Genomic DNA, 25,995 nt, shown 5'->3' with positions numbered 1-25,995 from the left:
GGCCACCGGTGTTCCTGTGCTCCACGTGGGAGTTCCCTGTCGCGGGGAATAGGTTGGATCTGTAGAAGAACCCAATGAGCGGCCGGGGCATGCCTGGCGCGGTGACCCTTGAGTGGGGGCGGACATGTCAATGCCGAAGGGATCGAATGCTCCGGTGCCGACGACGGCACTGCGGGTCGAATTGGGCTGGCGCTCCGGACCGGGTGTGCCCGACGCGGACGCCTCGGCGCTGTTGCTGGTCGGCGGAAAAGTTCGCTCGGACGGGGACTTCGTCTTCTACAACCAACCCGCGCACTCCTCCGGCGCCGTCCGGCACGAGGGCAAGCACGATGCGGGCGGCCGGGTGACCGACACCCTGCTCGTCGACCTCGCGCGCGTGGAGCCCGCGATCGAGACCGTCATCCTCGCCGCCTCCGCGGACGGCGGCGCCTTCGGCCAGGTGCCGGATCTCTGCATCGAGGTCAAGGACGCCGCCCGGGGCACCCTTGTCGCCCGCTTCGACAGCATGGGCGCCACCGTCGAAACCGCTTTCGTCCTCGGTGAGTTCTACCGCCGCCAGGACGCCTGGAAATTCCGCGCCGTCGGCCAGGGCTACAGCAGCGGCCTCGAAGGCCTTGCCACCGACTACGGCATCACCGTCGACGAACCCCAGCACACGGAGCCCGCGGCGGCGCCCACGGCCCCGCGCTCGGCGACCATGCCCCCAGCCGTGCCCCCGCCCGCCATGCCGCCGGTTCCCCCGTCCGCGCCCCAGGCGCCGCCGCTCAGCCTGAGCAAGGTGACGCTCACCAAGGCGGCCCCCTCCGTCTCACTGGCCAAGCAGGGCGGCACGTCGGGCGCCATGCGCGTGAACCTCAACTGGCAGGTGCGCAAGCAGTTCTCGGGCTGGGCGAGCAAACTGGGCCGCCCGGTCGCCATGCACAACGACCTCGACCTCGACCTGTGCGCCCTGTACGAGCTGACCGACGGCAGCAAGGGAGTCATCCAGTCCCTCGGCAACGCCTACGGCGCCCTGCACCGGCCGCCGTACATCCACCTCGACGGCGACGACCGCACCGGTGCCATGGCCGGCGGTGAGAACCTCACCGTCAACCTCGACCACCAGCGGTCCCTACGACGCGTCCTGATCTTCGTGACCATCTACGAAGGGGCGCGTTCCTTCGCCGACCTGCACGCCACGGTCACCCTCACACCCCAGCACGGAGCGCCGATCGACTTCTCGCTCGACGAGTGCACGGTCCCCTCGTCGGTGTGCGCTCTCGTCTTGATCACCAACACCGGCAGCGACCTGGTCGTCCAGCGCGAGGCCCGCTACCTGGTGCCCGAGCGCGGCGTGAGCCCGCAGCGCACGGTCGATCACGCCTACGGGTGGGGCATGAACTGGACACCCGGCCGCAAGTAGCCGGAGGGAGCGGCTGGTCAGCCCTCGTCGGGAATGGCGTCCGGGCGTGTGTAGGTACGTCCCTTCCAGGCCGCGCCGCGCCCCCGGTAGTGCTGCACCGCGGAATCGACCGTCATGAGGAGATAGAGGAACGCGGTGAACGGCAGCAGCGGAGCGAGCCACAGCGGCTGGCGGTAGTAGCGGAGCATCGGCACGTACGTCCCCGTCATCACCAGCCACGCGAGACCGCCGACCACGGCAGCCGCCGTATCCCCGCCGACCGCCCCGACGACCAAGGCCACGGGCGGCACCAGGTACATCAGCGCCAGCCCGGCGACCGTCCCGGCCAGCAGCAGCGGGTTGTGCCGCAACTGCGCGTACGCGCTGCGCGAGACCATCCGCCACAGGTCGCCCAGCCGCGGATAGGGGCGCACGCTGTCCACCCGCTCGGCCAGCCCCAGCCAGATGTGACCGCCGCTGCCCTTGACGGCCCGTGCGAGCGCCACGTCGTCGATGACGGCGTGCCGGATGGCGTCCGGGATCCGCGCCCGCTCGGCGGCATCCGCACGCAGCAGGACACAGCCGCCGGCCGCGGCCGCCGTACGGGATCCCTTCCTGCCGACCCGGCGGAACGGATACAGCTGTGCGAAGAAGTACACGAAGGCCGGCACGACCAGCCGCTCCCACACGCTCGCCACCCGCAGCCGGGCCATCTGCGAGACGACGTCGAAACCCCCGGTGCGCGCCGCCGCGACCAGCGTGCGCAGACTGTCGGGCGCGTGCGCGATGTCGGCGTCCGTCAGCAGGAGGTACTCAGGGCCACGCGCGCGTGCCAGGGCGATGCCGTGCCGCACCGCCCAGAGCTTGCCGGTCCAGCCCGCGGGCGGTTCGCCGGGGGAGTCCACCGTCAGGGGCACTCCGCCGTGCCGCCGCGCGAGTTCGCGCGCCAGCTCCCCGGTGCCGTCCGAACTGCCGTCGTCGATCAGGAAGATCTCCGCGTGCCCCGGATAGTCCTGGGCGAGCAGCGACGGCAGGCTCGCGGGCAGCACCGCGGCCTCGTCCCGCGCCGGCACGACGACGCAGACCGATGGCCAGTCGTCCGGTTCCGACCGATGCGGAAGCCTGATGTCCGTACGCCAGAAGAAGCCCTGACAGAGCAGCAGCCACAGCCAGGCGGCGAGTGATCCGGCGGCGGTCCACGCGATGGCGCTCACGCGCGCAGTCTGCCCCACCGGAGCGGCCCGCAATGTGCCATCGACTATCGTGGCCGGGTGAAGATCGCGCTCATGGACTCCGGAATCGGCTTGCTGGCGGCCACCGCCGCGGTACGACGGCTGCGGCCCGACGCAGATCTTGTGCTCTCCCTCGACCCCGACGGCATGCCCTGGGGCCCGAGGACCCCCGAGGACCTCACGCAGCGCGCCGTGGCCGTCGCCGACGCCGCCGCCGCGCACCGGCCCGACGCTCTGATCATCGGCTGCAACACCGCGAGCGTGCACGCCCTGCCCACCCTGCGCGCCCGCCTCGAACCCGGCATCCCGGTCGTCGGCACCGTCCCGGCGATCAAGCCCGCCGCGGCCGGCGGCGGTCCCGTCGCGATCTGGGCCACGCCCGCCACCACCGGCAGCCCGTACCAGAAGGGCCTCATAGAGGACTTCGCCGATGGTGTGACCGTGACCGAAGTGCCGTGCTTCGGGCTCGCGGAGGCCGTCGAGCACGCGGACGAGACGGCGATCGAGGTCGCCGTGGCAGCCGCCGCCGCGCTGACCCCCTCGGACGTGACGACCGTCGTCCTGGGCTGCACGCACTACGAACTCGTCGCCGACCGGATCCGCGCCGCCGTCCAGCGCCCCGGCTTCCCGCCCCTCGTCCTGCACGGTTCCGCCGGAGCGGTCGCCGCACAGGCGCTGCGCCGCCTCGGTGAGCAGCCCGCCCCCGGGGCCACGGCGAACGGCACCCTGACGGTGCTGCTGAGCGGCCGTGAGGGGGGCCTGCCCGAGCCCGCCCTCGCCTACGAGGAAGGCCGTCTCCTGCAGGCGATCAGCCCGGCAAGGTGACCGACAGCCACAAAACGGACGCCTTCGGTCCGGCCTGGCCCGGTCGGCGCAGTCACCCTGTGCGACGCGGTACCGGCGCAGCGAAACCTGAGTAACCTCATAGCCATGAGGGACCATCCCCACGGCGGTAAACCGCACCCCGATGTCTGGACCGGGCGGGCGACCAACCGGGTCCAATGGCTGCTGGCGCTCGTCGGCGCCGCCTGTATGGCGCTCGGGATCGAGCTGGCCGTCGACTCACCGTGGAACGGCGGCGTCGCCCCGCTCGTCATGGCCGTCGTCGGCTGCATCGCGGCCGGTCTGCTGGTCCTCTTCGGCACTCTGGCGTTCGTGCACGTCGCCCTGAAGGTCGACAAGGAGTGCCTCGAAGTGCGCTGCGGCCACATCGGTGTGCCGCGCCGCCGCATCCCCCTGTCCGAGGTCCAGGGCGCCGACTTCGTCGAGCATGTCACTCCGCGCCACTGGGGCGGCTGGGGCTACCGGTGGCGACCGGAGAAGGGCACCGCCGTCGTCGTACGACGTGGCGAGGGACTGGTGCTGAGGCTGTGGGACGGCCATACGTTCACGATCACCGTGGACGACGCGGAGGCCGCCGTACGGGTCATCAGGGACCGGCTGCGGACCGGGGCGCCCGGCGCGGCGCACTGAGCCTTCCGAGGCAAGCAGGTCGGAGCACCCTGCGCCGCACGTCGGCTCATGGGGCCAGTCGGTCGCCCCGCGCGCGTGCGTCGATCTCGCCCCCGGACGATCCGTCGGCGAGCGGTCGCGCCGTGGCCAGCCCCGCCAGCAGGCCCGCGCCCACCGACACCGAGGTGAAGCTGAGGGCGTTGCCGACGGCGGCGATCGCCGCCACCGCAGTCAGGGCGGCGCCCGCGGTCAGTGCGACGGGAGTGGGGTGCGCGGTACGCCACAGCGCGAAGAGCATCCAGCAGAAGGCCGCGGCCAGCAGGATCACGCCGGCGGCTCCCTGTTCCGCCGCCTGTTGCAGGGGCGCCGAGTGCGGCTTGCCGTCGGACAGCAGCGTGCCGGTCGCCGTCGTACTGAGCTCCCCGAAGCGTCCCGGGCCCACGCCCAGGGCGAGGTCCTCGCGCGCCAGGTGCAGAGCGTCCCGCCACAGCTGGATCCGGTGCGAGGTCAGCTGACCCTCCAGCCAGGACGCGAATCCGCCGGGCACCAAACGGGAGGCGACCGCCCAGGTCAGGCCGGTGACCGCGGTCGCGGTCAGCGCCAGCCCGGCGATGCCCACACCGCGATGGCGCATGTGCCCGGCGGCGAGCGAACACAGCACGACGGCGGTGCAGGTGAAGAAGCCCGTGGTCGAGCCGAGGACGGCCGTCGTCACCGCAATTCCGGCGGCCAGCGTGCGCAGGGCCAGGCGCAGGACAGGCGCCGAAGCGGCCCAGGCGGCGCAGCACGCGGCACCGGCGGCGAGGGTCATCAGGGCGGCGGTGGCCCCGGCGTGTCCGAGCGGGGTGACGATCTGCGGCCCCGGAGTCAGATGCGGGGCGGCCAGCGTCAGGCCCACTCCCGCCAGTGCTCCGGCGCAGGGCGCGGCGACCGGCAGGAGCGCCCCGCTGATCCGCCCCGCGGCATAGCCTGCGGCCACGGCGAGGATCGCGAGCAGGACACCCTCGGGACGGCCGCCGGTCACGGCAGCCGAGATCAGCGACCACGTGGCGCAGGCCCCCAGCACGACCACGCCCGCAGCATCAGAAACGTTTCGTCTGTCGCCGTCCTCACCCGGACCCACCGCAGACGCCATCCCCGTGACACCCACCCCGCCCCCCGAACCCGGTCCCCCGACCTGTGACGGACCCCGGCCACCCGGACCTGACCGGCCGGTACGACTGAGGCTCCGGCATACCGTAACGGCTTATGGCCGGTTTGTGGACGTGTCGTGCAGAAACGATGCCTCACGGGAGTGCGGAGGGGCTGGGTCGCCGGGTCGACGGGTGGCGCCTCGTTGGCGAATACGTCAAGATCCCGGCCGCCGGACCGCGCTGTCGGTGCCGAGGTCAGCCGCCGTACACTCCCGGAGTGACCGTCACCGCAACTTCCGTGGGCGAGTCGGACCAGCTGCAGCCGCAGACAGCGCCCGCCTCGCGCGCGGCACGGCTCATGCGCCTGGTTCCGGCCCTCGCCGCGGCGCTCTCCGGAGTGCTGCTCTACGTCAGCTTCCCCCCGCGCACCCTTTGGTGGCTGGCCCTGCCGGCCTTCGCCGTCTTCGGCTGGGCGCTGCACGGCCGCAGCTGGAAGGCCGGCCTCGGCCTCGGTTATCTCTTCGGCCTCGGCTTCCTGCTGCCGCTGCTGGTGTGGACCGGAGTGGAGGTCGGGCCCGGCCCCTGGATCGCGCTCGTCGTGATCGAGGCGATCTTCGTCGCGCTGGTGGGCGCCGGCGTCGCCGCGGTGTCGAAACTGCCAGGCTGGCCGGTATGGGCGGCAGCACTGTGGATCGCCGGAGAGGCGGCACGCGCGCGTGCGCCGTTCAACGGTTTCCCCTGGGGGAAGATCGCGTTCGGCCAGGCCGACGGCGTCTTCCTGCCGCTCGCCGCGGTGGGTGGCACTCCCGTGCTCGGCTTCGCGGTCGCGCTGTGCGGTTTCGGTCTCTACGAGGCCGTACGCCTCGTCATGGACAGGCGGCGCACCCGGGCCGTACAACGGTCCGCCGCAGCCGTGGCTCTGCTGAGTGTGGCCGTACCGCTCGTCGGCGCCGTGGCCGCGCGGCCACTGGTCAGTGACAAGGCCGAGGACGGCACCGCGACCGTCGCGGTCATCCAGGGCAACGTCCCGCGCGCGGGGCTGGACTTCAACGCCCAGCGGCGCGCCGTACTGGACTACCACGCGCGGGAGACCGAGCGGCTGGCCGCCGAGGTCAAGGCGGGCAAGGTCGCCCGGCCCGACTTCGTGCTGTGGCCCGAGAACTCCTCCGACATCGACCCCTTCGCCAACCCCGACGCCCGCGCCGTCATCGACGGGGCCGCCAAGGCGATCGGTGCGCCCATCTCCGTCGGCGGCGTCGTGGAGCGGGACGGCAAACTGCTCAACGAACAGATCCTCTGGGACCCGGTCAAGGGCCCGGTCGACACGTACGACAAGCGCCAGATCCAGCCTTTCGGCGAGTACCTCCCGCTGCGCTCGCTCGTCGGCGCGATCAACGAGAACTGGACCTCGATGGTCCGCAAGGACTTCAGCCGGGGCAGCGAGCCGGGCGTGTTCACCATGGACGGAGCCAAGGTCGGCCTCGTCACCTGCTACGAGGCGGCCTTCGACTGGGCCGTGCGCTCCGAGGTCACCGACGGCGCGCAGATGATCTCGGTGCCGAGCAACAACGCCACCTTCGACCGCAGCGAGATGACCTACCAGCAACTCGCCATGTCCCGCGTCCGCGCCGTCGAGCACAGCCGGACCGTCACCGTGCCGGTGACCAGCGGCGTCAGCGCGATCATCATGCCGGACGGCAGGATCACCCAGAAGACGGGCATGTTCGTGGCCGACTCGCTGGTCCAGAAGGTACCGCTGCGCTCCACCGAGACGCCGGCCACGCGGCTCGGCATCCTGCCGGAGATCGCCCTGCTGCTGGTCGCCGCCGGCGGACTCGGCTGGGCGATCGGTGCGGGCATGCGCGGGCGACGCGCCGACCAGGTGTAGCCGTACGCCGGTCCCACGCCCCCGGAACTCGCCGGGGGCACCGCCACCGGCCCGTTAGGGTCGGAGCCATGGCTACTCCCGACTTCATTCGTACGATCCGAGCCTCCGCCGGACACCAACTGCTGTGGCTGCCAGGAGTCAGCGCCGTCGTCTTCGACGAGGAGGGACGGGTCCTGCTGGGGCAGCGCGCGGACAACCGCAAGTGGACGGTGATCAACGGCATTCCGGAACCCGGCGAGCAGCCCGCCGCCTGCGCCGTGCGGGAGGTGTACGAGGAGACGGGTGTCCGGTGCGCCGTCGAACGGGTCGTCCTCGTCAGGTCCGGGAACGAGGTCACCTATCCCAATGGCGACATGTGTCAGTTCATGGACATCACCTTCCGCTGCCGGGCCGTCGGCGGCGATGCACGCGTGAACGACGACGAATCCCTGCAAGTCGGGTGGTACGACGTGGACGCGCTGCCCGTCATGGACGAACGTCAGCTGTTCCGGATCAAGCAGGCACTGTCCGATGAACCGACGTGGTTCGAGCCCATGACTTCGGACTGAAGTATGGGCTGTGACCATATGTGGGCCGGCGAGGGTGCTGCCTAGGGTCGAGCCATGACCCCGCCCAGCGCTCTCCCGGCCCCAGGCTCCGCCAGGCCCTCCTCGCTCGACCTCGGCGGCCGCACCGCCCTCGTCACCGGCGCCGCCGGCGGCATCGGCCGTGCCTGTGCCCTGCGGCTCGCTGCCGCTGGGGCCAAGGTGAGAGCGGTCGACCGGGACGGCGCGGGCCTGGAGGCGCTTGCCGAGGGGGCACGGACCCTCGCGGGGGCGGTCGAGCCGCACATCCTGGACCTCACCGACCTGGACGCCGCCGAACTCGCGGCTGCCGGCACCGATGTCCTCGTCAACAACGCCGGGTTGCAACTGGTGCGCCCTATCGAGGAGTTCCCGCCCGACGTCTTCCACACGGTGCTCACCGTGATGCTGGAAGCGCCGTTCCGGCTCATCCGTGGTGCCCTGCCCCATATGTATGGGCAGGGTTGGGGCCGGATCGTCAATGTGTCCTCGGTCCATGGGCTGCGCGCCTCGGCCTTCAAGTCGGCTTATGTGGCGGCCAAACATGGTCTGGAGGGACTCTCCAAGACCGCCGCACTGGAGGGCGCACCCCATGGCGTCACCTCGAACTGTGTGAACCCTGCCTATGTGCGCACCCCACTGGTCGAGAAGCAGCTCGCCGACCAGGCCCGCGCGCACGGCATCCCCGAGGAGCGGGTGCTGTCCGAGGTGCTGCTGCAGGACAGTGCGGTCAAGCGGCTCATCGAACCGGAGGAGGTCGCCGAGGCGGTGGCGTACCTGTGCAGTCCGCAGGCGTCCTTCGTGACCGGCACGTCGCTGGTTCTCGACGGTGGCTGGACCGCTCACTGAGTGCCGGCTCATCGCGTGTACTGAGCGCCGACTGTGAGTGGCGGCTCATCGCATGTCCGGGCGAATTTCGGGTTATCCACAGGGCTGACGGGGTGACGGTGCGATGAGCAATCCTGTGGGCATGTCCCGCGATCACGTGCAGTCCGCCGAGCGTTCCGATCCTGCCGGAGCGTCCCCCAGCAGCGCCGAGGCGCCGTTCCTCGAGCTGCTGGCCCGGGGCGCGTCCGCCGACGCCTACGAGCAGCCGGTGCTGCTCGCCCGCGCCGAGGGCAGACCGGCCGAGCGGATCGTCGTCCTCGAACAGGCCAAGCAGCTCGCGCTGCGGGTGCGCTCGGAGCTGGAAGGGCGGCGCAGGCGGGAGGCGGAGCTGTCGGCCCTCTTCGAGACGGCACACGACCTGGCGGGCCTGCGGGATCTGGACGCCGTACTGCAGGCGATCGTGCAGCGCGCCCGATCGCTGCTCGGCACGGACGTCGCCTATCTCAGCCTGAACGACCCGGCCAGGGGCGACACCTATATGCGGGTGACCGAGGGCTCGGTCGCCGCCCGGTTCCAGCAGCTGAGGCTCGGCATGGGCGAGGGCCTCGGCGGTCTCGTCGCGCAGACCGCCCGCCCCTATGTCACCGACGACTACTTCAAGGACGACCGCTTCCAGCACACCCTCACCATCGACGCCGGCGTGCGCGACGAGGGGCTGGTCGCCATCCTCGGGGTGCCCCTGATGCTGGGACACCATGTGATCGGAGTCCTCTTCGCGGCGGACCGGCGCGCCCGCGTCTTCGAGCGGGAGCAGATCGCGCTGCTCGGTTCCTTCGCCGCGCTCGCCGCGGCCGCCATCGACACGGCGAACCTGCTCACCGAGACCCGCTCGGCCCTCGCCGACCTGGAGCGGGCCAACGAGATCATCCGAGACCGCAGCGGAGTCATCGAACGGGCCTCGGACGTGCACGACCGGCTCGCCGAACTCGTGCTGCGCGGCGGTGGGGTGCACGATGTGGCCGCCGCGGTCTCCGAAGTCCTCGACGGCACGGTCGAGTTCGCGGACGCGACCACCGCACCGACCCGGGCCGTGGAGGTCTCGCGCGTGGAAGGCCACGCCGTACGGCACGCCGACGACTGGATCGCCGCGGTGGCCGCGGGCGGCGAACTGCTCGGCGCGCTGGTGCTGCGCGGCCACCCCGGCCTCGACCCCGTCGACCAGCGCACGCTGGAGCGGGCCGCGATGGTCACCTCACTTCTGCTCCTCGCCCGCCGGTCCGCCGCCGAGGCCGAACAGCGCGTGCGGGGTGAGCTGTTGGACGACCTGCTCGACGCCCGCGACCGCGATCCACGTCTGCTGCGCGAGCGCGCGTCGCGGCTCGACGCCGACCTCGACGCCACCCATGTCGTCCTCGCGGCCCGCCTCGACGCCGCCCCGGCCGACGCCGACCAGGAGGCGGCCGCCCGCAGACGCCTGTGGTCCGCCGCGTCCCACCTCGCCGCGACCCGGCACGGCCTGGCCGCCGCCCGCGACGGCGGCACGGTGCTGCTCCTGCCGCTCGAAGCCGGCGACACGGCGACAGGCCTGGCCCGCCGCACCGCCCGGCATCTCGGCACCGCCGTCCACGAGGCGGTGACGGTCGGCGCCTCCGCCCCGGTCGAGGACCTGGCCGCCCATCCCGACGCCGTGGCCGCCGCCTACGACGAAGGCCGGCGCTGTCTGGACGCCCTGCGTCTGCTCGGCCGCTCCGGACACGGCGCCGCCGCCGAGGACTTCGGGTTCCTGGGTCTGCTGCTGGCGGGTGACCGGGACATCGCGGGCTTCGTCGACCGTACGATCGGCCAGGTCGTCACCTACGACGAACGGCGCGGCACCGATCTGCTGCGTACCCTCGACGCGTACTTCGCCTGCGGGATGAGCCCGGCCCGCACCAAGGATGAACTGCATGTCCATGTGAACACGGTCGCCCAGCGCCTGGAGCGCGTCGGTCGCCTCCTCGGCGACGACTGGCAGAGCCCCGCCCGCGCGCTGGAGATCCAACTGGCCCTGCGACTGCACCGGTTGTCGGCACCGGCGCAGCACTGACCCCCGCACGCACGGGCGTACGGGGGCCGGTTCGAGGGCTCGGCGGTGACAGCCGGAGGTCAGACGGTGTGGGCGTCCGTCGCCCGAGCCGTCGCGGGCTTGGCGTCGGTGGAGGGCTCGATGTCGGCCAGATCCCGGTAGCGGGTCTCCTTGGCGACACCTACCGCGATCACCGTCAGGACGGCCGCGGCGATGACGTACAGCGCGATCGGGGTGGAGCTGCCGTAGTCGGACAGCAGTGCGGTGGCGACGAGCGGTGCGGGAGCCCCGGCCGCGACGGAGGCGAACTGGGCGCCGATCGAGGCACCGGAGTAGCGCATCCGGGTCGCGAACATCTCCGAGAAGAAGGCGGCCTGAGGCGCGTACATGGCGCCGTGCAGCACGAGACCCACGGTCACGGCGAGGATCAGGTTACCGAAGCCACCGGTGTCGATGAGCCAGAAGAACGGGAACATCCACAGCCCTATGCCGACTGCGCCCAGCAGATAGACGGGACGGCGCCCGACGCGGTCCGACAGCGCGCCCCAGGCCGGAATGACGGCGAAGTGCACGGCGGAGGCGATCAGCACGGAGTTGAGGGCGGTCTGCTTGGAGACGCCGGCCGATGTGGTGGCGTAGACGAGGATGAACGCGGTGATGACGTAGTAACTGATGTTCTCCGCCATGCGCGCGCCCATCGCCACCAGGACATCACGCCAGTGATGCCGGAGTACGGAGACCAGCGGCAGGCGCTCGGCGTCTGCCTTGTGCGCCGACTTGCGGGACTCGGCCTGCGCCATCGCCTGCCGGAAGACGGGCGATTCATCGACAGAGAGGCGAATCCACAAACCGACGATCACCAGCACACCTGAGAGCAGGAACGGGATCCGCCAGCCCCACGTACCGAAGGCACTGTCCGACAGCAGGGCCGTCAGTAGGGACAGCACACCGGTCGCCAGGAGCTGCCCCGCGGGCGCGCCGGTCTGCGGCCACGAGGCCCAGAAGCCGCGCCGCCGCGCGTCGCCGTGCTCGGACACGAGCAACACGGCTCCGCCCCACTCACCGCCGAGCGCGAAGCCCTGCACCAGCCGCAGCACGGTCAGCAGCACGGGCGCGGCTGTCCCGATGGTCGCGTGCGTCGGCAGCAGCCCGATCGCGAAGGTCGCCCCACCCATCAGCAACAGGCTCAGCACCAGCAGTTTCTTGCGGCCGAGCCGGTCTCCGTAATGCCCGAAGACGAGCGCGCCCAGCGGCCGGGCGGCGAATCCGACGGCGTAGGTGAGGAAGGACAGGAGGGTGCCGACGAGCGGGTCGGAGTCCGGGAAGAACAGCTTGTTGAAGACGAGGGCGGCGGCGGAGCCGTAGAGGAAGAAGTCGTACCACTCGATGGTGGTGCCGATGAGGCTGGCGGCGACGATGCGACGGAGGTTCGCGGGTGGTGGGGGAGCGGTGGTTGCGGAGGCCATGTGCGCCACTTCCTCGTGTGCGGTGGGGACGGGTAGGTATCGGCACACGGTAGAAAGGCGCAGGTCAGGCGCACATGTGGTGGGGCAACATAGTTCGGGGCGCGGCTATGCATCGGGCCACCATGCCCGTTCGCGGCGCGGCGACTGAGAGGTTGGAGAAGGGGCGGAGGTGACGGAGCGCGACCACTCCTTCGAGCTCCAGGTCCAGCTCAACACCGATCTGGCCCGGATGCCGGTAGACAACACCTCCGTGAAGTGGCCCGAGGAGCTGTCCCCCTGGGTGACGGTCGCCCGGGTTGACCTGCCGCGCCAGGACATCGGCGGGGACGACAACCTCGTGGCCGCCGACGCCACGTCGATCACACCGTGGCGCTCCCGGGAGGAGCACCGGCCCATCGGCGAGATCCAGCGGGTGCGGCAGGAGGTGTACCGGCGCTCGTCCATCGAACGGCACCGCATCAACGGACAACAGCGGCGCGAACCGGCCGGCAGGGCGGAACTGCTCGGCTGAGCCGCCTCGGCCGGAGCTCGCAAGCCGCGGCAAACGGGCAGAGGCGGAACGGCACACGTTTCCGGAGTGGCGCGGGCCACCCTCTTGACGCTCCGGCCGCCAGGCTCGGTTGACGTCGGTAGGGTGGCCGTCGTGGACATGCTGCACCTGCGTTACTTCGTCGCCGTGGCCGAGGAACTCAACTTCTCGCAGGCGGCACGCAGATTGCACATGGCGGCCTCTCCGCTGAGCCAGCGGATCAAGGATCTGGAACGCGAGCTCGGTCACGAGCTGTTCGAACGCACCACCCACCGGGTCGATCTGACGCCCGCGGGCGCCGCCCTGCTGCCGATGGCGCGCGACATCCTCGAGCGGGTCAACTCGATCCCGTGGCGGCTGAGCGAGGCGGTGCGGCCGCGGCTGGACCGGCTGTTCATCGGGATGCCCGCCGGGGTGCACCCGCTGCTGCGGGAACGGGTCCGGATGCTGGAGGAGGCATGCCAGGAGGTGTGCGAGCTCAAGCGCTGGCCCGGCACCTCGGCGGACCTGGCGGACGCGGTGCACGACGGAAAGCTGGCGATGGCGCTGGCCCGGCTGCCGGTCTCCGACCCGGCGCTGGAGATCATCGAGGTGATGAGGGAGCGGCTGGGAGCCGCGGTGCCTGCCGACCGGTTCGCGGGGCGGGAGTCGGTCACCCTCGAAGAGCTGGCCGATCTTTCCTATGTGGCGGTGCCGTACGACGCCACCCCGGCCTATTTCGAGGAAATCGACGCCCGACTGAATTCGGGCGGCGTGAAGAAAAGAATCCGCATCAACATGGCGGATTACTCGGGTACCTCGGAATTGATTTCCTCGGGTATCGCCTTCTCGATGACCATGCTCTCGCCGGAGAGCCCTATGCACCTGTACCGGCTGGACAACGTGGCCGTGCTGCCGGTCGACGGCTTCCAACCCGCCCTGCCCACAGGGCTGTTGTTCCGCAAGGACCGGGCGGGCGAGGGCGGCGACCTGAGCGGTGTCGCCGCCCTGGCGCGGCAGATATTCACTGAGGTCATGTCCGTCTGACCGCTGTGGTCACACCCGCGTTCGTCAATTGATCATTCCTTCTGAACTCGTTCACGCATAACGTCGTCGGCGGAAACATTCGCCATGAAATTACTGCGTGAACATCGGGAACAGGAGTGATGATGGACATCACGGCCGTCGGCACCACAGGTCCACTGGACGGCGTACGGGTGATCGATCTGTCAACGGTGGTGATGGGGCCCTACGCGACGCAGATCCTCGGCGACCTCGGCGCCGACGTCATCAAGATCGAGTCGCCGTCCGACACGGTACGGGTGGGCCCCTACCGCACCACACCCGGCATGACCCCGCTCAACCTCAACGTCAACCGCAACAAGCGCAGCGTGGCGTTGAACCTGAAGGACGACACCGACCGGGCACGGGCCCTGGAACTGATCGACAGCGCCGATGTACTGGTCACCAACATGCGCCCGGGCGCCCTCGCCCGCCTCGGCCTCGACCACGCCGCCATCGCCGCCCGCAACCCCGGCCTGGTCTACGCCCACGCCCAAGGCTTCCGCAGCGACTCCGAACGGGCCGGCAACGCCGCCTACGACGAGACGGTCCAGGCCGCTTCCGGCCTGGTCGACGTGGCCAACCGAGCCCTGGGGACCCCGGTGTACCTCCCGACGATCATCGGCGACAAGGTCTGCGCGCTGACCATCGTCCACACGGTGCTCGCCGCGCTCGTCCACCGCGCCCGCACCGGCACCGGCCAGTACATAGAGATCCCGATGACCGACACGCTCATCGCCTTCAACCTCGTCGAGCACCTGGCCGGCCATGTCTTCGAACCCGCGCAGGGCCCCACCGGGTTCCCGCTGTCGATGAAGCGGGGCCACCGAGCGGTACCCACCAAGGACGGCCTGGCCTGCGTCATCCCGTACAACCCGCAGAACTTCCGGGACTTCTTTCTCGCCGTCGACCGCGCCGATCTGGCCGAGGACCCGCGTGTCAACGGCGAGTCCATCGCCGATGACGACGTCGACGCGCTGATGGAGCTGGTGGGGAAGTGCTCGCCGAGCCTGACCACCGAGGAGTGGGCCTCGGTCTGCGCCAAGCACAGCATCCCGATGGCTCCCGTGCTCGAACTCGACCGGGCGGCCGAGGACCCCTATGTGCGGGGCGGCGGGCTGCTCGACGTGGTCGACCACCCCAGCGAAGGCACCATCCGCTCGATCGGCATCCCGGTGCGGTTCTCCGCCACCCCGGGATCGGTCCGCCGGCCCGCCCCGCTGCCCGGCCAGCACACCGACGAGGTCTTCCGGGAACTCGCCGCCGGCCGCTGACCCACCGTCAACCGAGGACACACACCATGCACAGCACCACCGAGGTGCGGACCGAGGCCAACGGTTCCACCCTGCTCATCACCATCGACCGGCCCAAGGCGCGCAACGCGGTCGATGCGGCCGTCGCCGCCGGACTGTCCGCGGCCCTGGACCACCTGGAAACGGACCCCGTCCTGCGGGTCGGCGTACTCACCGGCGCCCTGGGCACGTTCAGCGCCGGGATGGACCTCAAGGCCGCGCTGGCCGGAGAATCGCCCGAGATCCCGGGGCGCGGCTTCGGCGGTCTCACCCAGGCCCGCACGACCAAGCCACTCATCGCCGCCGTCGAGGGCTGGGCCATGGGAGGCGGATTCGAACTGGCCCTCGGCTGCGACCTGATCGTGGCCGCCGACGACGCCCGCTTCGGCCTCCCGGAAGTCAGCCGCGGACTGATCGCGGCAGCCGGCGGAGTGATCCGGCTGCCCAAGCGCATCCCCTACCACCTGGCGATGGAACTGCTGCTGACCGGCGAGCCGATCTCCGGCGAACGCGCCGGACAACTGGGCATCGCCAACCATGTGGTCCCGGCCGGAGAGACGGTCGCCGCCGCACTGCGCCTTGCCGAGCGCATCGCACAGAACGCCCCACTGGCCCTCGCCGCCGTCAAGGAACTCGTCCGCACCGCCGACGGCGCCCCTGAGGAGGCGGCGTTCGCCGCGCAGACGCAGGTGATGGCCTCGCTCGCGGCCTCCGCCGACGTACGCGAGGGCATGACCGCCTTCACCGAACGCCGTTCCCCGGTCTGGCAGGGCCGGTAGGACCCCAGGACCCGAGGGAGAACACACCATGAACCAGCAGGACGTGCCCCGGCACATCGCGACGCCGCTGGCCAACCCGGCCTATCCACCGGTCGTGCCGCGTTTCACCAACCGCGAGTACCTCAACATCGTCTACCGCACCGACCACGAGGCACTGCGCGCGGTGGTACCCGAACCACTGGAGATCGACGAGCCGCTGGTGCGCTTCGAGGTCATGCGCATGGGCGACGTCAGCGGGTACGGACCGTACACCGAGTCCGGCCAGGCGATCCCGGTCCGCCATGAGGGGGAGCGCGGAGAGTATCTGCACGCGATGTACCTGGACAACCTCCCGGCCATCACGTCCGGCCGCGAGGCCAGTGCCTATCCCAAGACGGCCGGCTCGCCCGCCCTGTACGTCGACCACGGCGCGCTGGTCGGGGTCCTCGACGTCGGCACCCTCCGGGTGGCGACCGCGACGATGGGCTACAAGCACTACGAGTTGTCGGTCGAGGAGGCCGTGGCCCAGGTCGGTGTGCCGACGTACATGCTGAAGCTGGTCCCGGGATTCGACGGGGCGCCGCAGGTCGCCCAATTGGTGCGCACCGAGATCACCGACATCACGGTGAAGGGCGCCTGGACCGGCTCCGCCCGGCTGGAGCTGTTCGCGCACGCGCTGGCACCGCTGGCCGACCTGCCGGTCCGCGAGATCGTCTCCGCCAGCCACATCCTGACCGATCTGACCCTGGCGCCGGTCAAGCCCGTCCACGACTACCTGGCCCACCCCGCCGCCCCCGCCCACTTCGCTCGGTGAGCAGGGCCAGGCCACGGACGCAGAGAGAAGACATGTGATGACCAAGCCCTTCACCACCGCCGCGGTCGTCGGCGCCGGGACGATCGGCCTGTCCTGGGCCGCGCTGTTCGCCGGCCACGGCATGCTGGTACGGATCACCGACCCGCGGCCGGACCTGGCCGAGGCCGTCGGCCAGACACTCGACCAGGCCGCCGGCCATCTGGCCGCGCAAGGCCTGGACGTGAGCGGCCTCACCGAGCGGGTGCACATCGCCGACGACCTCGCCGACGCGGTACGCGACGCCGACGTCGTGCAGGAGAACGGCCCGGAGAACGTCGCCTTCAAGCGGAAGCTGTTCAGCGACCTGGTCGCCGCCGCCCCCGCGCACGCGCTGCTGCTCAGCTCCTCCTCGGCGATTCCGTCGACGGCGTTCACCGACACGATCGAGGACGCAGGCCGCATCCTGATCGGCCACCCCTTCAACCCGCCGCATCTGATCCCGCTGGTGGAGGTGGTGCCCGGAGAGCGCACCTCGCAGGAGAGCGTGGCCCGGGCCGTGGAGTTCTACCGCTTCGTCGGCCGGGTCCCGGTCGTCGAACGCAAGGAGATCCCCGGCTTCGTCGGCAACCGCCTGCAGAACGCCCTCAGCCGGGAGGCCATCTACCTCGTCGAGCAGGGCGTCGTCAGCCCGGCGGAGCTGGACACCGTGATGGTGAACTCACTCGGCCTGCGCTGGGCGACAGTAGGGCCGTTCCTCGGCGCGCACCTCGGCGGCGGCCCCGGTGGCTACCGGCACATGGCCGAGCACATCGGCGTGTCCATGCAGCAGATGTGGGACGCGCTCGGCCGCCCCGAGCAGAGCCCCGAACAGACCGAACGACTCGTCGCCGCCGTCGAGGACGCCTACGGCTCCCGCTCCTACGCCGACCTCAGCCGGGAACGCGACGCCCAGCAGTTCGCCGTGCTGTCCGCCCGGGACAGCGCCACCAGCATCGAGAAGGAGACCCGCTCATGACCGCCGTACTGCCCGAAAAGGCTTCCGAGACCGCTTCCGTCGACGAACGGCTGGCCGCGGACTTCTACGACGTCGAGTCGCTGCTGCCGCCGCACGAGCGGGAACTGCTGCTGCGCGCCCGGGCGTTCATGCGCACCGAGGTCAAGCCGCTGGTCAACGAGTACTGGGCCAAGGGGGAGTTCCCCCGCGAACTCATCGGCAGGTTCCGCGAACTCGGACTCGCCGGTGTCCCCTACGAGGGCTACGGCGATCCCTCACCGGCCGGGAGCAATCTGCTGGTCGGCATGCTCTCGATGGAGTACACCCGCACCGACGCCTCCAGCGCCACCTTCTTCGGCGTGCACAACGGTCTGGCGATGTACAGCATCTACCGCGGTGGCGACCAGGAACAGCGGGACCGCTGGCTGCCCTCGATGGCCGCGCTGGACACCATCGGCGCCTTCGCGATGACCGAACCGCTCGGCGGCTCCGACGTGGCCGGCGGCATGCGCACCACCGCCCGCCGGGACGGCGAGAACTGGGTGCTCAACGGTGCCAAGCGGTGGATCGGCAACGCGACGTTCGCCGACCTGGTGGTGGTCTGGGCCCGCGACGAGGCGGACGACAAGGTCAAGGGCTTCGTGGTGGAGAAGGGCACCCCGGGCTTCTCCCCGGTCAAGATCGAGAACAAGATCGCGTTCAGGATCGTGGAGAACGCCGAGATCACCCTGACCGACGTCAAGGTGCCCGAGGCCAACCGGCTGCAACGGATCGACTCCTTCCGCGATGTGGCCGAGATCCTCCGCGCCACCCGCAGCGGGGTCGCCTGGCAGGCCCTCGGCGTGATGATCGGCGCCTACGAGCTGGCGCTCGACTACGCCAAGCAGCGCCGGCAGTTCGGCCGCCCGATCGCGCGGTTCCAGATGGTGCAGGACCTGCTGGTCAAGAGCCTCGGCAACATCACCGCCTGCTGGGGCATGCTGGTCCAGCTCGCGCGACTGCAGGACGCGGGCGTCTTCCGGGACGAGCACTCCTCGCTGGCGAAGGCGTTCGTCACCTCGCGGATGCGCGAGGTGGTGGGGTGGTGCCGGGAGATCTTCGGCGGCAACGGCATCGTCCTCGACTACGACATCGCCCGCTTCTTCGCCGACGCCGAGGCGATCTACTCCTTCGAAGGCACCCGCGAGATGAACACCCTCATCGTCGGCAAGGCGGTCACCGGCGAGAGCGCCTTCATCTGACCGTCGGCTCCCACAGGCCCCGCGCCGGCTCCGAGTGCAGTGTCCTCGGGGTCGGCGCGGACCAGTGCGCAGGCGCTGCCGTGGCCATGAGGTGGGCTTGTGCCGGGCCGCGAGGGGGTGCATGTGCCCCCGGTCGCGGGCTGTGCTGTGGTGCTTGGGCCAGGAGCCGCGCATGTGCGTATCCGGCCACGATCCCCTGCTGCCCGCGCGGCCGGAAGTCGCGCTCGAGGCCATCCGGCCGGGAGGTGCACTCTTGCCGTTCCAGCCGGGAAGTCGCGCTCGCGTTGCCGCGCCCCGGAGTGCGCGTGTTCTGCCGCGCCCAGGAGTTGCGCTTGTGCTGCCCGTCCCGGAGTCCCGCTCATGCTGCCGCATCCGGAGCAATGCGGCCCTCGGCGCGGTGCGCGACCGGCGCCGCCCGGCACCCGCCCTGTGCGCTGCGCACAAGTGCCGCCCCGAGCATCGTCGTCCGCGCCCATGGGCCGGGAGCACCGCCGATTCGTACCGTCTCTCCTCACGTACCGGACATCCGTCCCGCCTTCCCAGGGACGCGAACCCCGTCCGGCCGACGTCCGTCGACGTACTTCGAGGAGCCGACATGCACATCGCGGAACTGCCAGATCTGCGAGCCCGGCGGGACGCGGACGGTCCCTGTATCGCTGATGATGTGTCAACTCTCGACAATGCGGCGTTCATTCGCCGCGTCCGGCGAGCCGCAGCGGCTCTGCGGGCGCGGGGCGTCGGACGCGGGGACGTGGTGGCGCTGCTGTTGCCCAACACAGCCGACTTCGTCGTCGCGCTGTTCGCCGCCTGGCGGCTCGGCGCGACGGTGACCCCGGTCAACCCGGCGCTGGCCGAGACCGAGAGGCGCCACCAGCTCGATGACGCGGACGCCGTCGTGGTCGTCACCGCAGAGCCGTCGCCGCTCACCGGGGCGGTCACGGTGGCCGAGCTGGCCACCGGGCCCGAAAACAGGGCCGCGCCGGAGACGGACGCGGACGCGCTCGCCCTGCTGATCTACACCAGCGGCAGCACCGGGCGCCCCAAGGGCGTGATGCTCGACCACGCCAACCTCGCCGCCATGGCGGGGATGATGATCGGCGCCGCCCGGCTGTCCGAGACCGACCACAGCCTGCTGATCCTGCCGCTGTTCCACGTCAACGGGATCGCGGTCGGCGTGCTGTCCCCGCTGCTGGCCGGCGGCCAGGTCACGGTGGCCGGACGGTTCCGGGCGGAGACCTTCTTCGATCTGGTCGCATCGGTCCGCCCGACCTACTTCTCCGCGGTTCCGGCGATCTACTCGATGCTCGCCGAACTGCCGGACCAGGCCGCGCCCGACACGTCCTCGGTGCGGTTCGCCGCCTGTGGCGCGGCCCCGATGCCGCCCGCGCTCATCGAGCGGTTCGAGCGGCGCTACAGCATCCCGATCCTGGAGGGCTACGGACTGTCCGAGGGCACCTGCGCCTCCACCACCAACCCACTGGACGGTCCGCGCAAGCCCGGCACGGTCGGATTGCCGCTGCCCGGCCAGCAGGTCGCCGTGATGGATCCGCAGGGCCGGATCACGCCGCCCGGAGCGACCGGCGAGGTGGTGGTGCGCGGGCCCAACGTGATGCGTGGCTACCTGGGCCGCCCGCTGGAGACCGCCCGCACCGTGGTCGATGGCTGGCTGCACACGGGTGACGTCGGCCGCTTCGACGAGGACGGCTATCTGGTGCTGGTCGACCGCATCAAAGACATGATCATCCGAGGTGGGGAGAACATCTACCCCAAGGAGATCGAGACCGTCCTCGGCGACCACCCCGACGTGCTCGAAGCCGCCGTGGTGGGCGCCGCCGACGAGCGGCTCGGCGAGGTGCCGGTGGCCTTTGTCGCACTGCGCCCGGGCGCGGCGGCAGATACCAGCGACCTGCTCGAACACTGCCGGGCCCGGATGGCCAGGTTCAAGGTGCCCACCGAGATCACCCTCGTCGACCGACTGCCGAGGAACCCCGTCGGCAAGACGGACAAACCCGCACTGCGGGCCAGGGCCGCCGCCACCAGCGCCCTCACCACGGCCGGCTGAACGGGAACGGGAGGCAGTCATGGGATTCCTCGCACCGAACACGGCGGACATCGACGTACGGCAGTGGCGCACCCGCCCCTACCACCAGCGCATCAGGCCGCTGGCCCAGCACTGGGCCATGCACGGCTTCGGCACTCCCGGCGTCGTTCACCTGCTGTACCTGGTGAAGATCACCGCGTACGCGCTCGGCGGCATCGCGGTCGTCTCCGCGACGCCCGGTATCGGCGGCATCGCGGACTTCGGTTCCTGGTGGGCGGAGCCGATCGTCTATCAGAAACTCGTCGTCTGGACGCTGTTGTACGAGGTTCTGGGCCTCGGCTGCGGCTCGGGCCCGCTGAGCTCGCACTTCCTGCCGCCGGTCGGCGCCTTCCTGCACTGGCTGCGCCCGGGCACCGTACGGCTGCCTCCGTGGCCGGGCAGGATCCCGTTCACCTCCGGGACGCGGCGTACGGCCGCCGATGTGACGCTGTACGCCGCGGTGTTGGGCGCGGCGGTGTGGCTGCTGTTCACGCCGGGCGACGGCGGCGGTGGTGGCGTGTTGGCGCCGTGGCGCGTCGCCGTCCTCGCGACGCTGCTCGCGCTGCTCGGGCTGCGCGACAAGACCGTCTTCCTGGCCGCCCGCGCGGAGCACTACGGGCTGACGCTGCTGGTCTTTCTCTTCCCGGTGACCGACCAGACCGCCGCGCTGAAACTGGTCATGCTCGCCTTGTGGTGGGGCGCTGCCTCCTCCAAGCTCAACCGCCACTTCCCGTTCGTGGTGGCGGTGATGATCAGCAACAGTCCGCTGCGCCCGGCCTGGTTCAAGCGCCGGCTGTACCGGCACTACCCCGACGATCTCCGGCCGTCCGCTCTCGCCGCCGCGGCCGCGCACGGCGGCACGGTCATCGAGTACGTGGTGCCCCTGGTCCTGGTGCTGTCGCACGGCGGGCCCGTCACCACGATCGCCCTGACCGTGATGGTCGTCTTCCACCTCCACATCATGTCGACCTTCCCGATGGGCGTGCCGCTGGAGTGGAACGTCTTCTTCATCTATTCCGCGCTCGTCCTCTTCGGCCACGACGCCGCGGTCGGCGCCTTCGCCCTGCACTCCCCGCTGCTTGCCGCGGTGCTGGTGCTGAGCCTGGTGGCGGTCCCGGTGCTCGGCCATGTCCGCCCCGACCTGGTGTCGTTCCTGCCCTCGATGCGCTACTACGCCGGCAACTGGGCCACCAGCCTCTGGTGTTTCCGCAAGGGCACCGAGCACCGGCTCAACGAGCACATGGTCAAGGCGTCCGGTCTGCCCGTCGACCAGCTCACCCGCCTGTACGGTGCCGAGGCCGCCGAGCTGGTGCTGCACCAGGGGCTGGCCTGGCGGGCGATGCACAGCCACGGCCGGGCGCTGGTCGGACTGCTGCCGCGGGCCCTGGACGACGTGGAGGCCTACGATGTGCGGGACGGCGAGACGGTGGCGGGAGCGGTCCTCGGCTGGAACTTCGGCGACGGCCATCTGCACGACGAGCAGCTGATCGCCGCCGTCCAGCAGCGGTGCGGCTTCGCGCCGGGCGACCTGCGCGTCGTCCTGCTCGAGTCACAGCCGACGCACCGTCAGAGCCAGCACTACCGCATCGTGGACGCGGCGACCGGCCTGATCGAGGAGGGCCATGTGAAGGTAGGGGAGATGGTGACCCGGCAACCCTGGCTCGACGAGACGTCGGCGTTTCCCGTCGAGCCCGTCGCCACACCGCGACCGGCGACCGAGGTGGCGGCCGCGCATGAGTGACGCGATCGTGGTGGGGGCCGGCCCGAACGGGCTGGCCGCCGCCGTAGCCCTGGCCCAGCGAGGCCTGAAGGTGACCGTCCTGGAGGCCGCCGACGAGATCGGCGGCGGCACTCGCAGCAGCGAGCTGACCCTGCCCGGACTGCTGCACGACCACTGCTCCGCGGTCCACCCGCTGGGCGTCGGCTCGCCCTTCCTGCGGACACTCGGCCTGGAGCGGTACGGCGTCGACTGGGCGTGGCCCGAGGTCGATCTGGCCCACCCGCTGGACGGCGGGCGGGCCGGGGTGCTGGTCCGCTCCCTGGAGGCGACCGTGCGCGGGCTCGGCGCGGACGGCCCGGCCTGGCAGCGGCTGTTCGCCCCGCTGGCCGCCGACTTCGACGCGCTCACCGCAGATGTGCTGCGCCCGGTGCCTCATCTGCCCGCCCACCCGGTGGCGCTGGCCCGCTTCGGGCTGCGGGCGCTCCAGCCGGCCACGGCGGTGGCCCGGCGCTGGCGCACCGAGGAAGCCAGGGCGCTGTTCGCGGGAGCGGCGGCGCACCTGATGTATCCGCTGACCGGGCCGGCCAGTTCCGCAGTCGGGCTGATGCTCGTCGGCGCCGCCCACCGCTTCGGCTGGCCGGTCGCCCGCGGCGGGTCACGGACCATCACCGATGCCCTGGCCGCACTCCTCGCCCAGCTCGGCGGGACCATCCAGACGGGCGTGCGGGTCGCCTCCCTGGCCGAACTCGCCCCGGCCCGGATCGTCATGCTCGACACCGCGCCCGGCGCCGCGGCCCGCATCTGCGGCGACCGGCTGCCCGGACGGGTGCGCCGGGCCTACCGCGGGTGGCGGCACGGCCCTGCGGCCTTCAAGGTGGACCTCGCCGTTCAGGACGGCATCCCCTGGACCCATGAGGCATGCCGCCGCGCCGGCACCGTGCACCTGGGCGGCACCCTGGAGGAGGTCGTCCGCACGGAGGCGCAGACCGCCGGCGGGCGGATGCCCGAGCGCCCGTTCGTCCTGGTCGGCCAGCAGTACCTGGCCGACCCCGTCCGCTCCCGCGACGACGTCCACCCCGTCTGGGCGTACGCCCACGTCCCGCATGGTTACTCCGGTGACGCCACCGAGGCCGTGCTGCGCCAGATCGAGCGGTTCGCGCCGGGCTTCAGAGAACGGATCGTGGGGCTGGCGGTGCGCTCGACCGCCGAACTGGCCCAATACAACACGAACTTCGTCGGCGGTGACATCGTCGCCGGTGCCAACAGCGCACGGCAGGTAGTGCTGCGCCCCCGCCTGGCCGCCGACCCCTACAGCACCGGCATCCCCGGCGTCTATCTGTGCTCGGCGGCCACCCCGCCCGGCGCCGGCGTGCACGGCATGTGCGGTGCGAACGCCGCCCGCTCCGCGCTGCGGTATCTGGCCCTGTGAACGGCCCCGTGCAGCGGCCGGCGGACGGGGCACCCGATCCGGTCGTCCTCGCGGCCCAGGTGGTGCAGGCGCACCGGGACGAGTTCATCGCCAAGCTGGTCGCCACCACCGAGGCGGAGATATCCCAGCTGGAACACGACGAGCCGCTGCACGGACTCCTGGAAGCCAGCATCACCGAGAACATCGTCACCGCCCTGCACGTGATCATCAACCGGATCGATCCGCTGACCGTGGACGCCCCCGCCTCGGCCGTCTCGTACGCACGCCGGCTCGCCCAGCGCGACGTTCCGCTCTCGGCCCTGCTGCGCGCCTACCGCCTGGGCCATGCGCAGAGCCTGGACCTGGTGCTCGGGGAGGCGGTCCGGCTCGGGCTGCCGGACCCGGCCGGCACCGTCATCGCCCTCGTCCACCTCACCTCCGCCTATCTGGACCGGGTCTGCGACCAGATCGGCCGCGCCTACGAGGAGGAGCGCGAGCGCTGGGTGGACACCCGCGGTGTGCTGCGCCAGTACTGGGTGGGTCAGCTCCTGGACAACCCGCGGGTCGATCCGCGGCAGGCCGAGACCGCCCTCGACTACCCGTTGTCTGGCAGCCACCTGGCCATCGAGGTCTGGCGCCACGACACTGAGGCAACCACCGACAACGCCGTCGTCTTCGACCGGCTGACCTCACTGCTGCACACCGTGCTGCGCGCCCAGGGCCGCCCCCTGCTCGTGCACACCGACGAGGCCCACGCACGGATATGGCTGGCCGTCAGACCCGACTGCCGCGTGGACCCCGACACGGCCGCCGCCGAACTCGCCGCCGCCGCGATCCCGGTCCGGGCCGCTCTCGGCATTGTCCGACCGGGACTCGACGGCTTCCGCCGCAGCACACGCGCCGCCGCCCGCGCCAAGGCCCTCGCCCTCTCAGCGGGGCCCGGCGCCCCGCGGGTGGTCGCCTTCGCCCGCGTCGCCCCCGTCGCCCTGCTGGTCGACGAGCCTCGCGAACTGGCCGACTTCGTCTCCGACACCCTCGGCGACCTCGCCGTGGACGACGCCCGCTGCGAACTCATCCGCGAGACGCTGCGCGTCTTCCTCGCCACCAATCGCAGCTACGCCGCCACCGCGGACCAGCTGATGGTCCACCGCAACACCGTCCACTACCGTGTCCAGCGGGCCGTCGACCACCACCACCTCAACCTGGACGCCGACGCTTTCGACCTCCACTTCGCTCTCAACGTGTGCCACTGGCACGGGGCGAAGGTCCTGCGCCGCAAGCGGCGATGACGGGGCGCGGGCGGCAACACCAGCGGCCTGACCGGCCCGCACCTTCGGTCCCTGGTCGCGGGTCCGCTGGACGAACTCGGCGACGGCCGGGTGACGACGCGTCGGGGCGTATGCAGCCGGAGGGGGCGTCGGGCAGAAGCACCCGGGCGTGTGCGCCGCAGTGGCGCGGCGGGTCCGCCCAGGACTTGCCTGGCGTCCGACGCAGGGCTGTCGGCGACTACTTGGTGCGCAGCATGAGAGCGTGCCGGGTGTTGTCGCCGTAGACGCCGGTCTCGTCCCCGCGAATGCCGTACCGCTCCTGGAACCGGGCCACGGCCTGTTGCACCTCGGTGTCGAAGCGGCCGTCGATGGCACCGCCCGGGTAGGCGTGCGGGATCTGGAGCAGACGTACCTGCAACTCGTACACCCCATGGCCACTGTCGCCGATGCGCAGTACCCCGGTGCCCGGGATCTCGGGGAGAGAGGTGTTGCCAGGCGTCGGCCGGCCCGGTTGCCCGGAAGGCGGGGACGGGACCGCGGGTGCGGGCGTCTCAGGCAGGGGCAGGTCCGGCTGTCCCAGTGAGGCGGGGGGCACTGCCGGTGCCGAATGCCCGTTGCCGAGCAGCGAAGAGGCAACGATCAATCCGCTCACGGCACCCAGTCCGAAGACTCCGGCCACACGGGTGTGCCGCCGGTCGGTGATGCGCCGATGTCCTCGCCTTCCTTTCTGCTCATGCGTGCGAACGGGTTCGGGTCGCTGTGGCGCCAGGGAGGGCGGGGCGACAAGGCGGTCCGCTGACGAAGCCGAGCCTTGGCCGGCGGCCGAGTGGGGGGTGTCCGCAGGTGGGTCGGTCGTGCGGTGC

The 25,995-nt window shown here is 71.3% G+C and carries 22 protein-coding genes; 18 read left to right on the top strand and 4 right to left on the bottom strand.

Features of this window, described 5'->3' with window-relative positions; translation table 11 throughout:
- Nucleotides 1-130 precede the first annotated feature (130 nt).
- A complete protein-coding gene (locus ACIA8X_RS39765) occupies nucleotides 131-1,402 on the top strand; it encodes a TerD family protein (RefSeq protein WP_399460364.1) in 1,272 nt (423 codons plus the stop codon).
- A 17-nt stretch (nucleotides 1,403-1,419) separates the two neighbouring features.
- On the opposite strand, the gene ACIA8X_RS39760 is transcribed toward ACIA8X_RS39765, so the two are convergent.
- Entirely contained in the window at nucleotides 1,420-2,595 is a 1,176-nt protein-coding gene (locus tag ACIA8X_RS39760) for a glycosyltransferase (protein ID WP_393461596.1), read from the bottom strand.
- 57 nt (nucleotides 2,596-2,652) lie between these two features.
- Here ACIA8X_RS39760 and ACIA8X_RS39755 point away from each other — a divergent pair, with 57 nt between their 5' ends.
- Together ACIA8X_RS39755 and ACIA8X_RS39750 are read left to right on the top strand one after the other, a co-directional pair.
- Complete coding sequence (locus ACIA8X_RS39755; protein WP_393461598.1) at nucleotides 2,653-3,438, top strand: glutamate racemase; 786 nt, start codon at nucleotides 2,653-2,655, stop codon at nucleotides 3,436-3,438.
- A gap of 105 nt (nucleotides 3,439-3,543) precedes the next feature.
- Nucleotides 3,544-4,086, top strand: coding sequence for a hypothetical protein (locus ACIA8X_RS39750; protein ID WP_393461600.1), 543 nt, complete (start codon nucleotides 3,544-3,546; stop codon nucleotides 4,084-4,086).
- 46 nt (nucleotides 4,087-4,132) lie between these two features.
- Here ACIA8X_RS39750 and ACIA8X_RS39745 read toward each other — a convergent pair whose 3' ends face one another.
- Complete coding sequence (locus tag ACIA8X_RS39745; protein ID WP_393461602.1) at nucleotides 4,133-5,200, bottom strand: O-antigen ligase family protein; 1,068 nt, start codon at nucleotides 5,198-5,200, stop codon at nucleotides 4,133-4,135.
- A gap of 275 nt (nucleotides 5,201-5,475) precedes the next feature.
- Between ACIA8X_RS39745 and lnt the strand changes: the two genes are divergently transcribed.
- From lnt to ACIA8X_RS39725, 4 genes are all read left to right on the top strand, one after another.
- Nucleotides 5,476-7,086 carry an apolipoprotein N-acyltransferase gene (gene lnt / locus ACIA8X_RS39740; RefSeq protein WP_393461604.1) on the top strand — a complete coding sequence of 537 codons (1,611 nt, stop codon included), beginning with the start codon at nucleotides 5,476-5,478 and terminating at the stop codon, nucleotides 7,084-7,086.
- A 68-nt stretch (nucleotides 7,087-7,154) separates the two neighbouring features.
- Nucleotides 7,155-7,634, top strand: coding sequence for an NUDIX domain-containing protein (locus tag ACIA8X_RS39735; protein ID WP_393461606.1), 480 nt, complete (start codon nucleotides 7,155-7,157; stop codon nucleotides 7,632-7,634).
- A gap of 54 nt (nucleotides 7,635-7,688) precedes the next feature.
- Nucleotides 7,689-8,498, top strand: a complete 810-nt coding sequence (locus tag ACIA8X_RS39730; RefSeq protein WP_393461608.1) for a 3-hydroxybutyrate dehydrogenase — start codon at nucleotides 7,689-7,691, stop codon at nucleotides 8,496-8,498.
- Nucleotides 8,499-8,619: 121 nt separating this feature from the next.
- Nucleotides 8,620-10,563 (top strand): helix-turn-helix domain-containing protein, encoded by a 1,944-nt coding sequence (locus tag ACIA8X_RS39725; protein ID WP_393461610.1) that lies wholly within the window; start codon nucleotides 8,620-8,622, stop codon nucleotides 10,561-10,563.
- A 59-nt stretch (nucleotides 10,564-10,622) separates the two neighbouring features.
- On the opposite strand, the gene ACIA8X_RS39720 is transcribed toward ACIA8X_RS39725, so the two are convergent.
- Nucleotides 10,623-12,008, bottom strand: a complete 1,386-nt coding sequence (locus ACIA8X_RS39720) for an MFS transporter (RefSeq protein ID WP_393461612.1) — start codon at nucleotides 12,006-12,008, stop codon at nucleotides 10,623-10,625.
- A gap of 169 nt (nucleotides 12,009-12,177) precedes the next feature.
- Here ACIA8X_RS39720 and ACIA8X_RS39715 point away from each other — a divergent pair, with 169 nt between their 5' ends.
- The 11 genes from ACIA8X_RS39715 (at nucleotide 12,178) to ACIA8X_RS39665 (ending at nucleotide 25,153) form a co-directional block, all read left to right on the top strand.
- Nucleotides 12,178-12,519: a hypothetical protein gene (locus tag ACIA8X_RS39715; RefSeq protein WP_328419433.1), complete on the top strand. Its 342-nt coding sequence runs from the start codon at nucleotides 12,178-12,180 to the stop codon at nucleotides 12,517-12,519.
- 138 nt (nucleotides 12,520-12,657) lie between these two features.
- Entirely contained in the window at nucleotides 12,658-13,563 is a 906-nt protein-coding gene (locus ACIA8X_RS39710) for a LysR family transcriptional regulator (protein WP_393461684.1), read from the top strand.
- A gap of 119 nt (nucleotides 13,564-13,682) precedes the next feature.
- The gene (locus tag ACIA8X_RS39705) at nucleotides 13,683-14,852 is read left to right on the top strand and encodes a CoA transferase (RefSeq protein WP_328419429.1); all 1,170 of its coding nucleotides are present in this window, start codon (nucleotides 13,683-13,685) and stop codon (nucleotides 14,850-14,852) included.
- 26 nt (nucleotides 14,853-14,878) lie between these two features.
- Nucleotides 14,879-15,649 carry a crotonase/enoyl-CoA hydratase family protein gene (locus tag ACIA8X_RS39700; protein ID WP_393461615.1) on the top strand — a complete coding sequence of 257 codons (771 nt, stop codon included), beginning with the start codon at nucleotides 14,879-14,881 and terminating at the stop codon, nucleotides 15,647-15,649.
- 28 nt (nucleotides 15,650-15,677) lie between these two features.
- Nucleotides 15,678-16,442 carry an acetoacetate decarboxylase gene (locus ACIA8X_RS39695; protein WP_328419424.1) on the top strand — a complete coding sequence of 255 codons (765 nt, stop codon included), beginning with the start codon at nucleotides 15,678-15,680 and terminating at the stop codon, nucleotides 16,440-16,442.
- 37 nt (nucleotides 16,443-16,479) lie between these two features.
- The gene (locus ACIA8X_RS39690; protein ID WP_393461618.1) at nucleotides 16,480-17,436 is read left to right on the top strand and encodes a 3-hydroxyacyl-CoA dehydrogenase NAD-binding domain-containing protein; all 957 of its coding nucleotides are present in this window, start codon (nucleotides 16,480-16,482) and stop codon (nucleotides 17,434-17,436) included.
- Nucleotides 17,433-18,656, top strand: a complete 1,224-nt coding sequence (locus ACIA8X_RS39685; protein ID WP_393461620.1) for an acyl-CoA dehydrogenase family protein — start codon at nucleotides 17,433-17,435, stop codon at nucleotides 18,654-18,656. The genes ACIA8X_RS39690 and ACIA8X_RS39685 overlap by 4 nt, the downstream gene beginning before the upstream one ends.
- 595 nt (nucleotides 18,657-19,251) lie before the next feature.
- Nucleotides 19,252-20,718: a class I adenylate-forming enzyme family protein gene (locus tag ACIA8X_RS39680; RefSeq protein WP_399460351.1), complete on the top strand. Its 1,467-nt coding sequence runs from the start codon at nucleotides 19,252-19,254 to the stop codon at nucleotides 20,716-20,718.
- A 19-nt stretch (nucleotides 20,719-20,737) separates the two neighbouring features.
- A complete protein-coding gene (locus ACIA8X_RS39675) occupies nucleotides 20,738-22,477 on the top strand; it encodes a DUF3556 domain-containing protein (protein ID WP_399460350.1) in 1,740 nt (579 codons plus the stop codon).
- Nucleotides 22,470-23,885 carry a phytoene desaturase family protein gene (locus tag ACIA8X_RS39670; protein WP_393461626.1) on the top strand — a complete coding sequence of 472 codons (1,416 nt, stop codon included), beginning with the start codon at nucleotides 22,470-22,472 and terminating at the stop codon, nucleotides 23,883-23,885. The genes ACIA8X_RS39675 and ACIA8X_RS39670 overlap by 8 nt, the downstream gene beginning before the upstream one ends.
- Nucleotides 23,882-25,153 (top strand): helix-turn-helix domain-containing protein, encoded by a 1,272-nt coding sequence (locus ACIA8X_RS39665; RefSeq protein WP_399460349.1) that lies wholly within the window; start codon nucleotides 23,882-23,884, stop codon nucleotides 25,151-25,153. Before ACIA8X_RS39670 ends, ACIA8X_RS39665 begins: the two co-directional genes overlap by 4 nt.
- Nucleotides 25,154-25,370: 217 nt before the next feature.
- On the opposite strand, the gene ACIA8X_RS39660 is transcribed toward ACIA8X_RS39665, so the two are convergent.
- Entirely contained in the window at nucleotides 25,371-25,784 is a 414-nt protein-coding gene (locus ACIA8X_RS39660) for a peptidoglycan-binding protein (protein ID WP_393461630.1), read from the bottom strand.
- Nucleotides 25,785-25,995: the final 211 nt, after the last annotated feature.

It is taken from the genome of Streptomyces sp. NPDC051738, from assembly GCF_044453205.1.
Lineage (GTDB): Bacteria > Actinomycetota > Actinomycetes > Streptomycetales > Streptomycetaceae > Streptomyces.
This window is presented reverse-complemented; position numbering and strand designations above follow the sequence as displayed.

Excerpts from the sequence above, each read along its gene's own strand:
- ACIA8X_RS39765 (WP_399460364.1), top strand. The coding sequence starts at position 131 with ATGCCGAAGGGATCGAATGCTCCGGTGCCGACGACGGCACTGCGGGTC.
- ACIA8X_RS39750 (WP_393461600.1), top strand. The coding sequence starts at position 3,544 with ATGAGGGACCATCCCCACGGCGGTAAACCGCACCCCGATGTCTGGACC.
- ACIA8X_RS39745 (WP_393461602.1), bottom strand. The coding sequence starts at position 5,200 with ATGGCGTCTGCGGTGGGTCCGGGTGAGGACGGCGACAGACGAAACGTT.
- ACIA8X_RS39735 (WP_393461606.1), top strand. The coding sequence starts at position 7,155 with ATGGCTACTCCCGACTTCATTCGTACGATCCGAGCCTCCGCCGGACAC.
- ACIA8X_RS39730 (WP_393461608.1), top strand. The coding sequence starts at position 7,689 with ATGACCCCGCCCAGCGCTCTCCCGGCCCCAGGCTCCGCCAGGCCCTCC.
- ACIA8X_RS39725 (WP_393461610.1), top strand. The coding sequence starts at position 8,620 with ATGTCCCGCGATCACGTGCAGTCCGCCGAGCGTTCCGATCCTGCCGGA.
- ACIA8X_RS39720 (WP_393461612.1), bottom strand. The coding sequence starts at position 12,008 with ATGGCCTCCGCAACCACCGCTCCCCCACCACCCGCGAACCTCCGTCGC.
- ACIA8X_RS39710 (WP_393461684.1), top strand. The coding sequence starts at position 12,658 with ATGCTGCACCTGCGTTACTTCGTCGCCGTGGCCGAGGAACTCAACTTC.
- ACIA8X_RS39705 (WP_328419429.1), top strand. The coding sequence starts at position 13,683 with ATGATGGACATCACGGCCGTCGGCACCACAGGTCCACTGGACGGCGTA.
- ACIA8X_RS39700 (WP_393461615.1), top strand. The coding sequence starts at position 14,879 with ATGCACAGCACCACCGAGGTGCGGACCGAGGCCAACGGTTCCACCCTG.
- ACIA8X_RS39695 (WP_328419424.1), top strand. The coding sequence starts at position 15,678 with ATGAACCAGCAGGACGTGCCCCGGCACATCGCGACGCCGCTGGCCAAC.
- ACIA8X_RS39690 (WP_393461618.1), top strand. The coding sequence starts at position 16,480 with ATGACCAAGCCCTTCACCACCGCCGCGGTCGTCGGCGCCGGGACGATC.
- ACIA8X_RS39685 (WP_393461620.1), top strand. The coding sequence starts at position 17,433 with ATGACCGCCGTACTGCCCGAAAAGGCTTCCGAGACCGCTTCCGTCGAC.
- ACIA8X_RS39680 (WP_399460351.1), top strand. The coding sequence starts at position 19,252 with ATGCACATCGCGGAACTGCCAGATCTGCGAGCCCGGCGGGACGCGGAC.
- ACIA8X_RS39675 (WP_399460350.1), top strand. The coding sequence starts at position 20,738 with ATGGGATTCCTCGCACCGAACACGGCGGACATCGACGTACGGCAGTGG.
- ACIA8X_RS39670 (WP_393461626.1), top strand. The coding sequence starts at position 22,470 with ATGAGTGACGCGATCGTGGTGGGGGCCGGCCCGAACGGGCTGGCCGCC.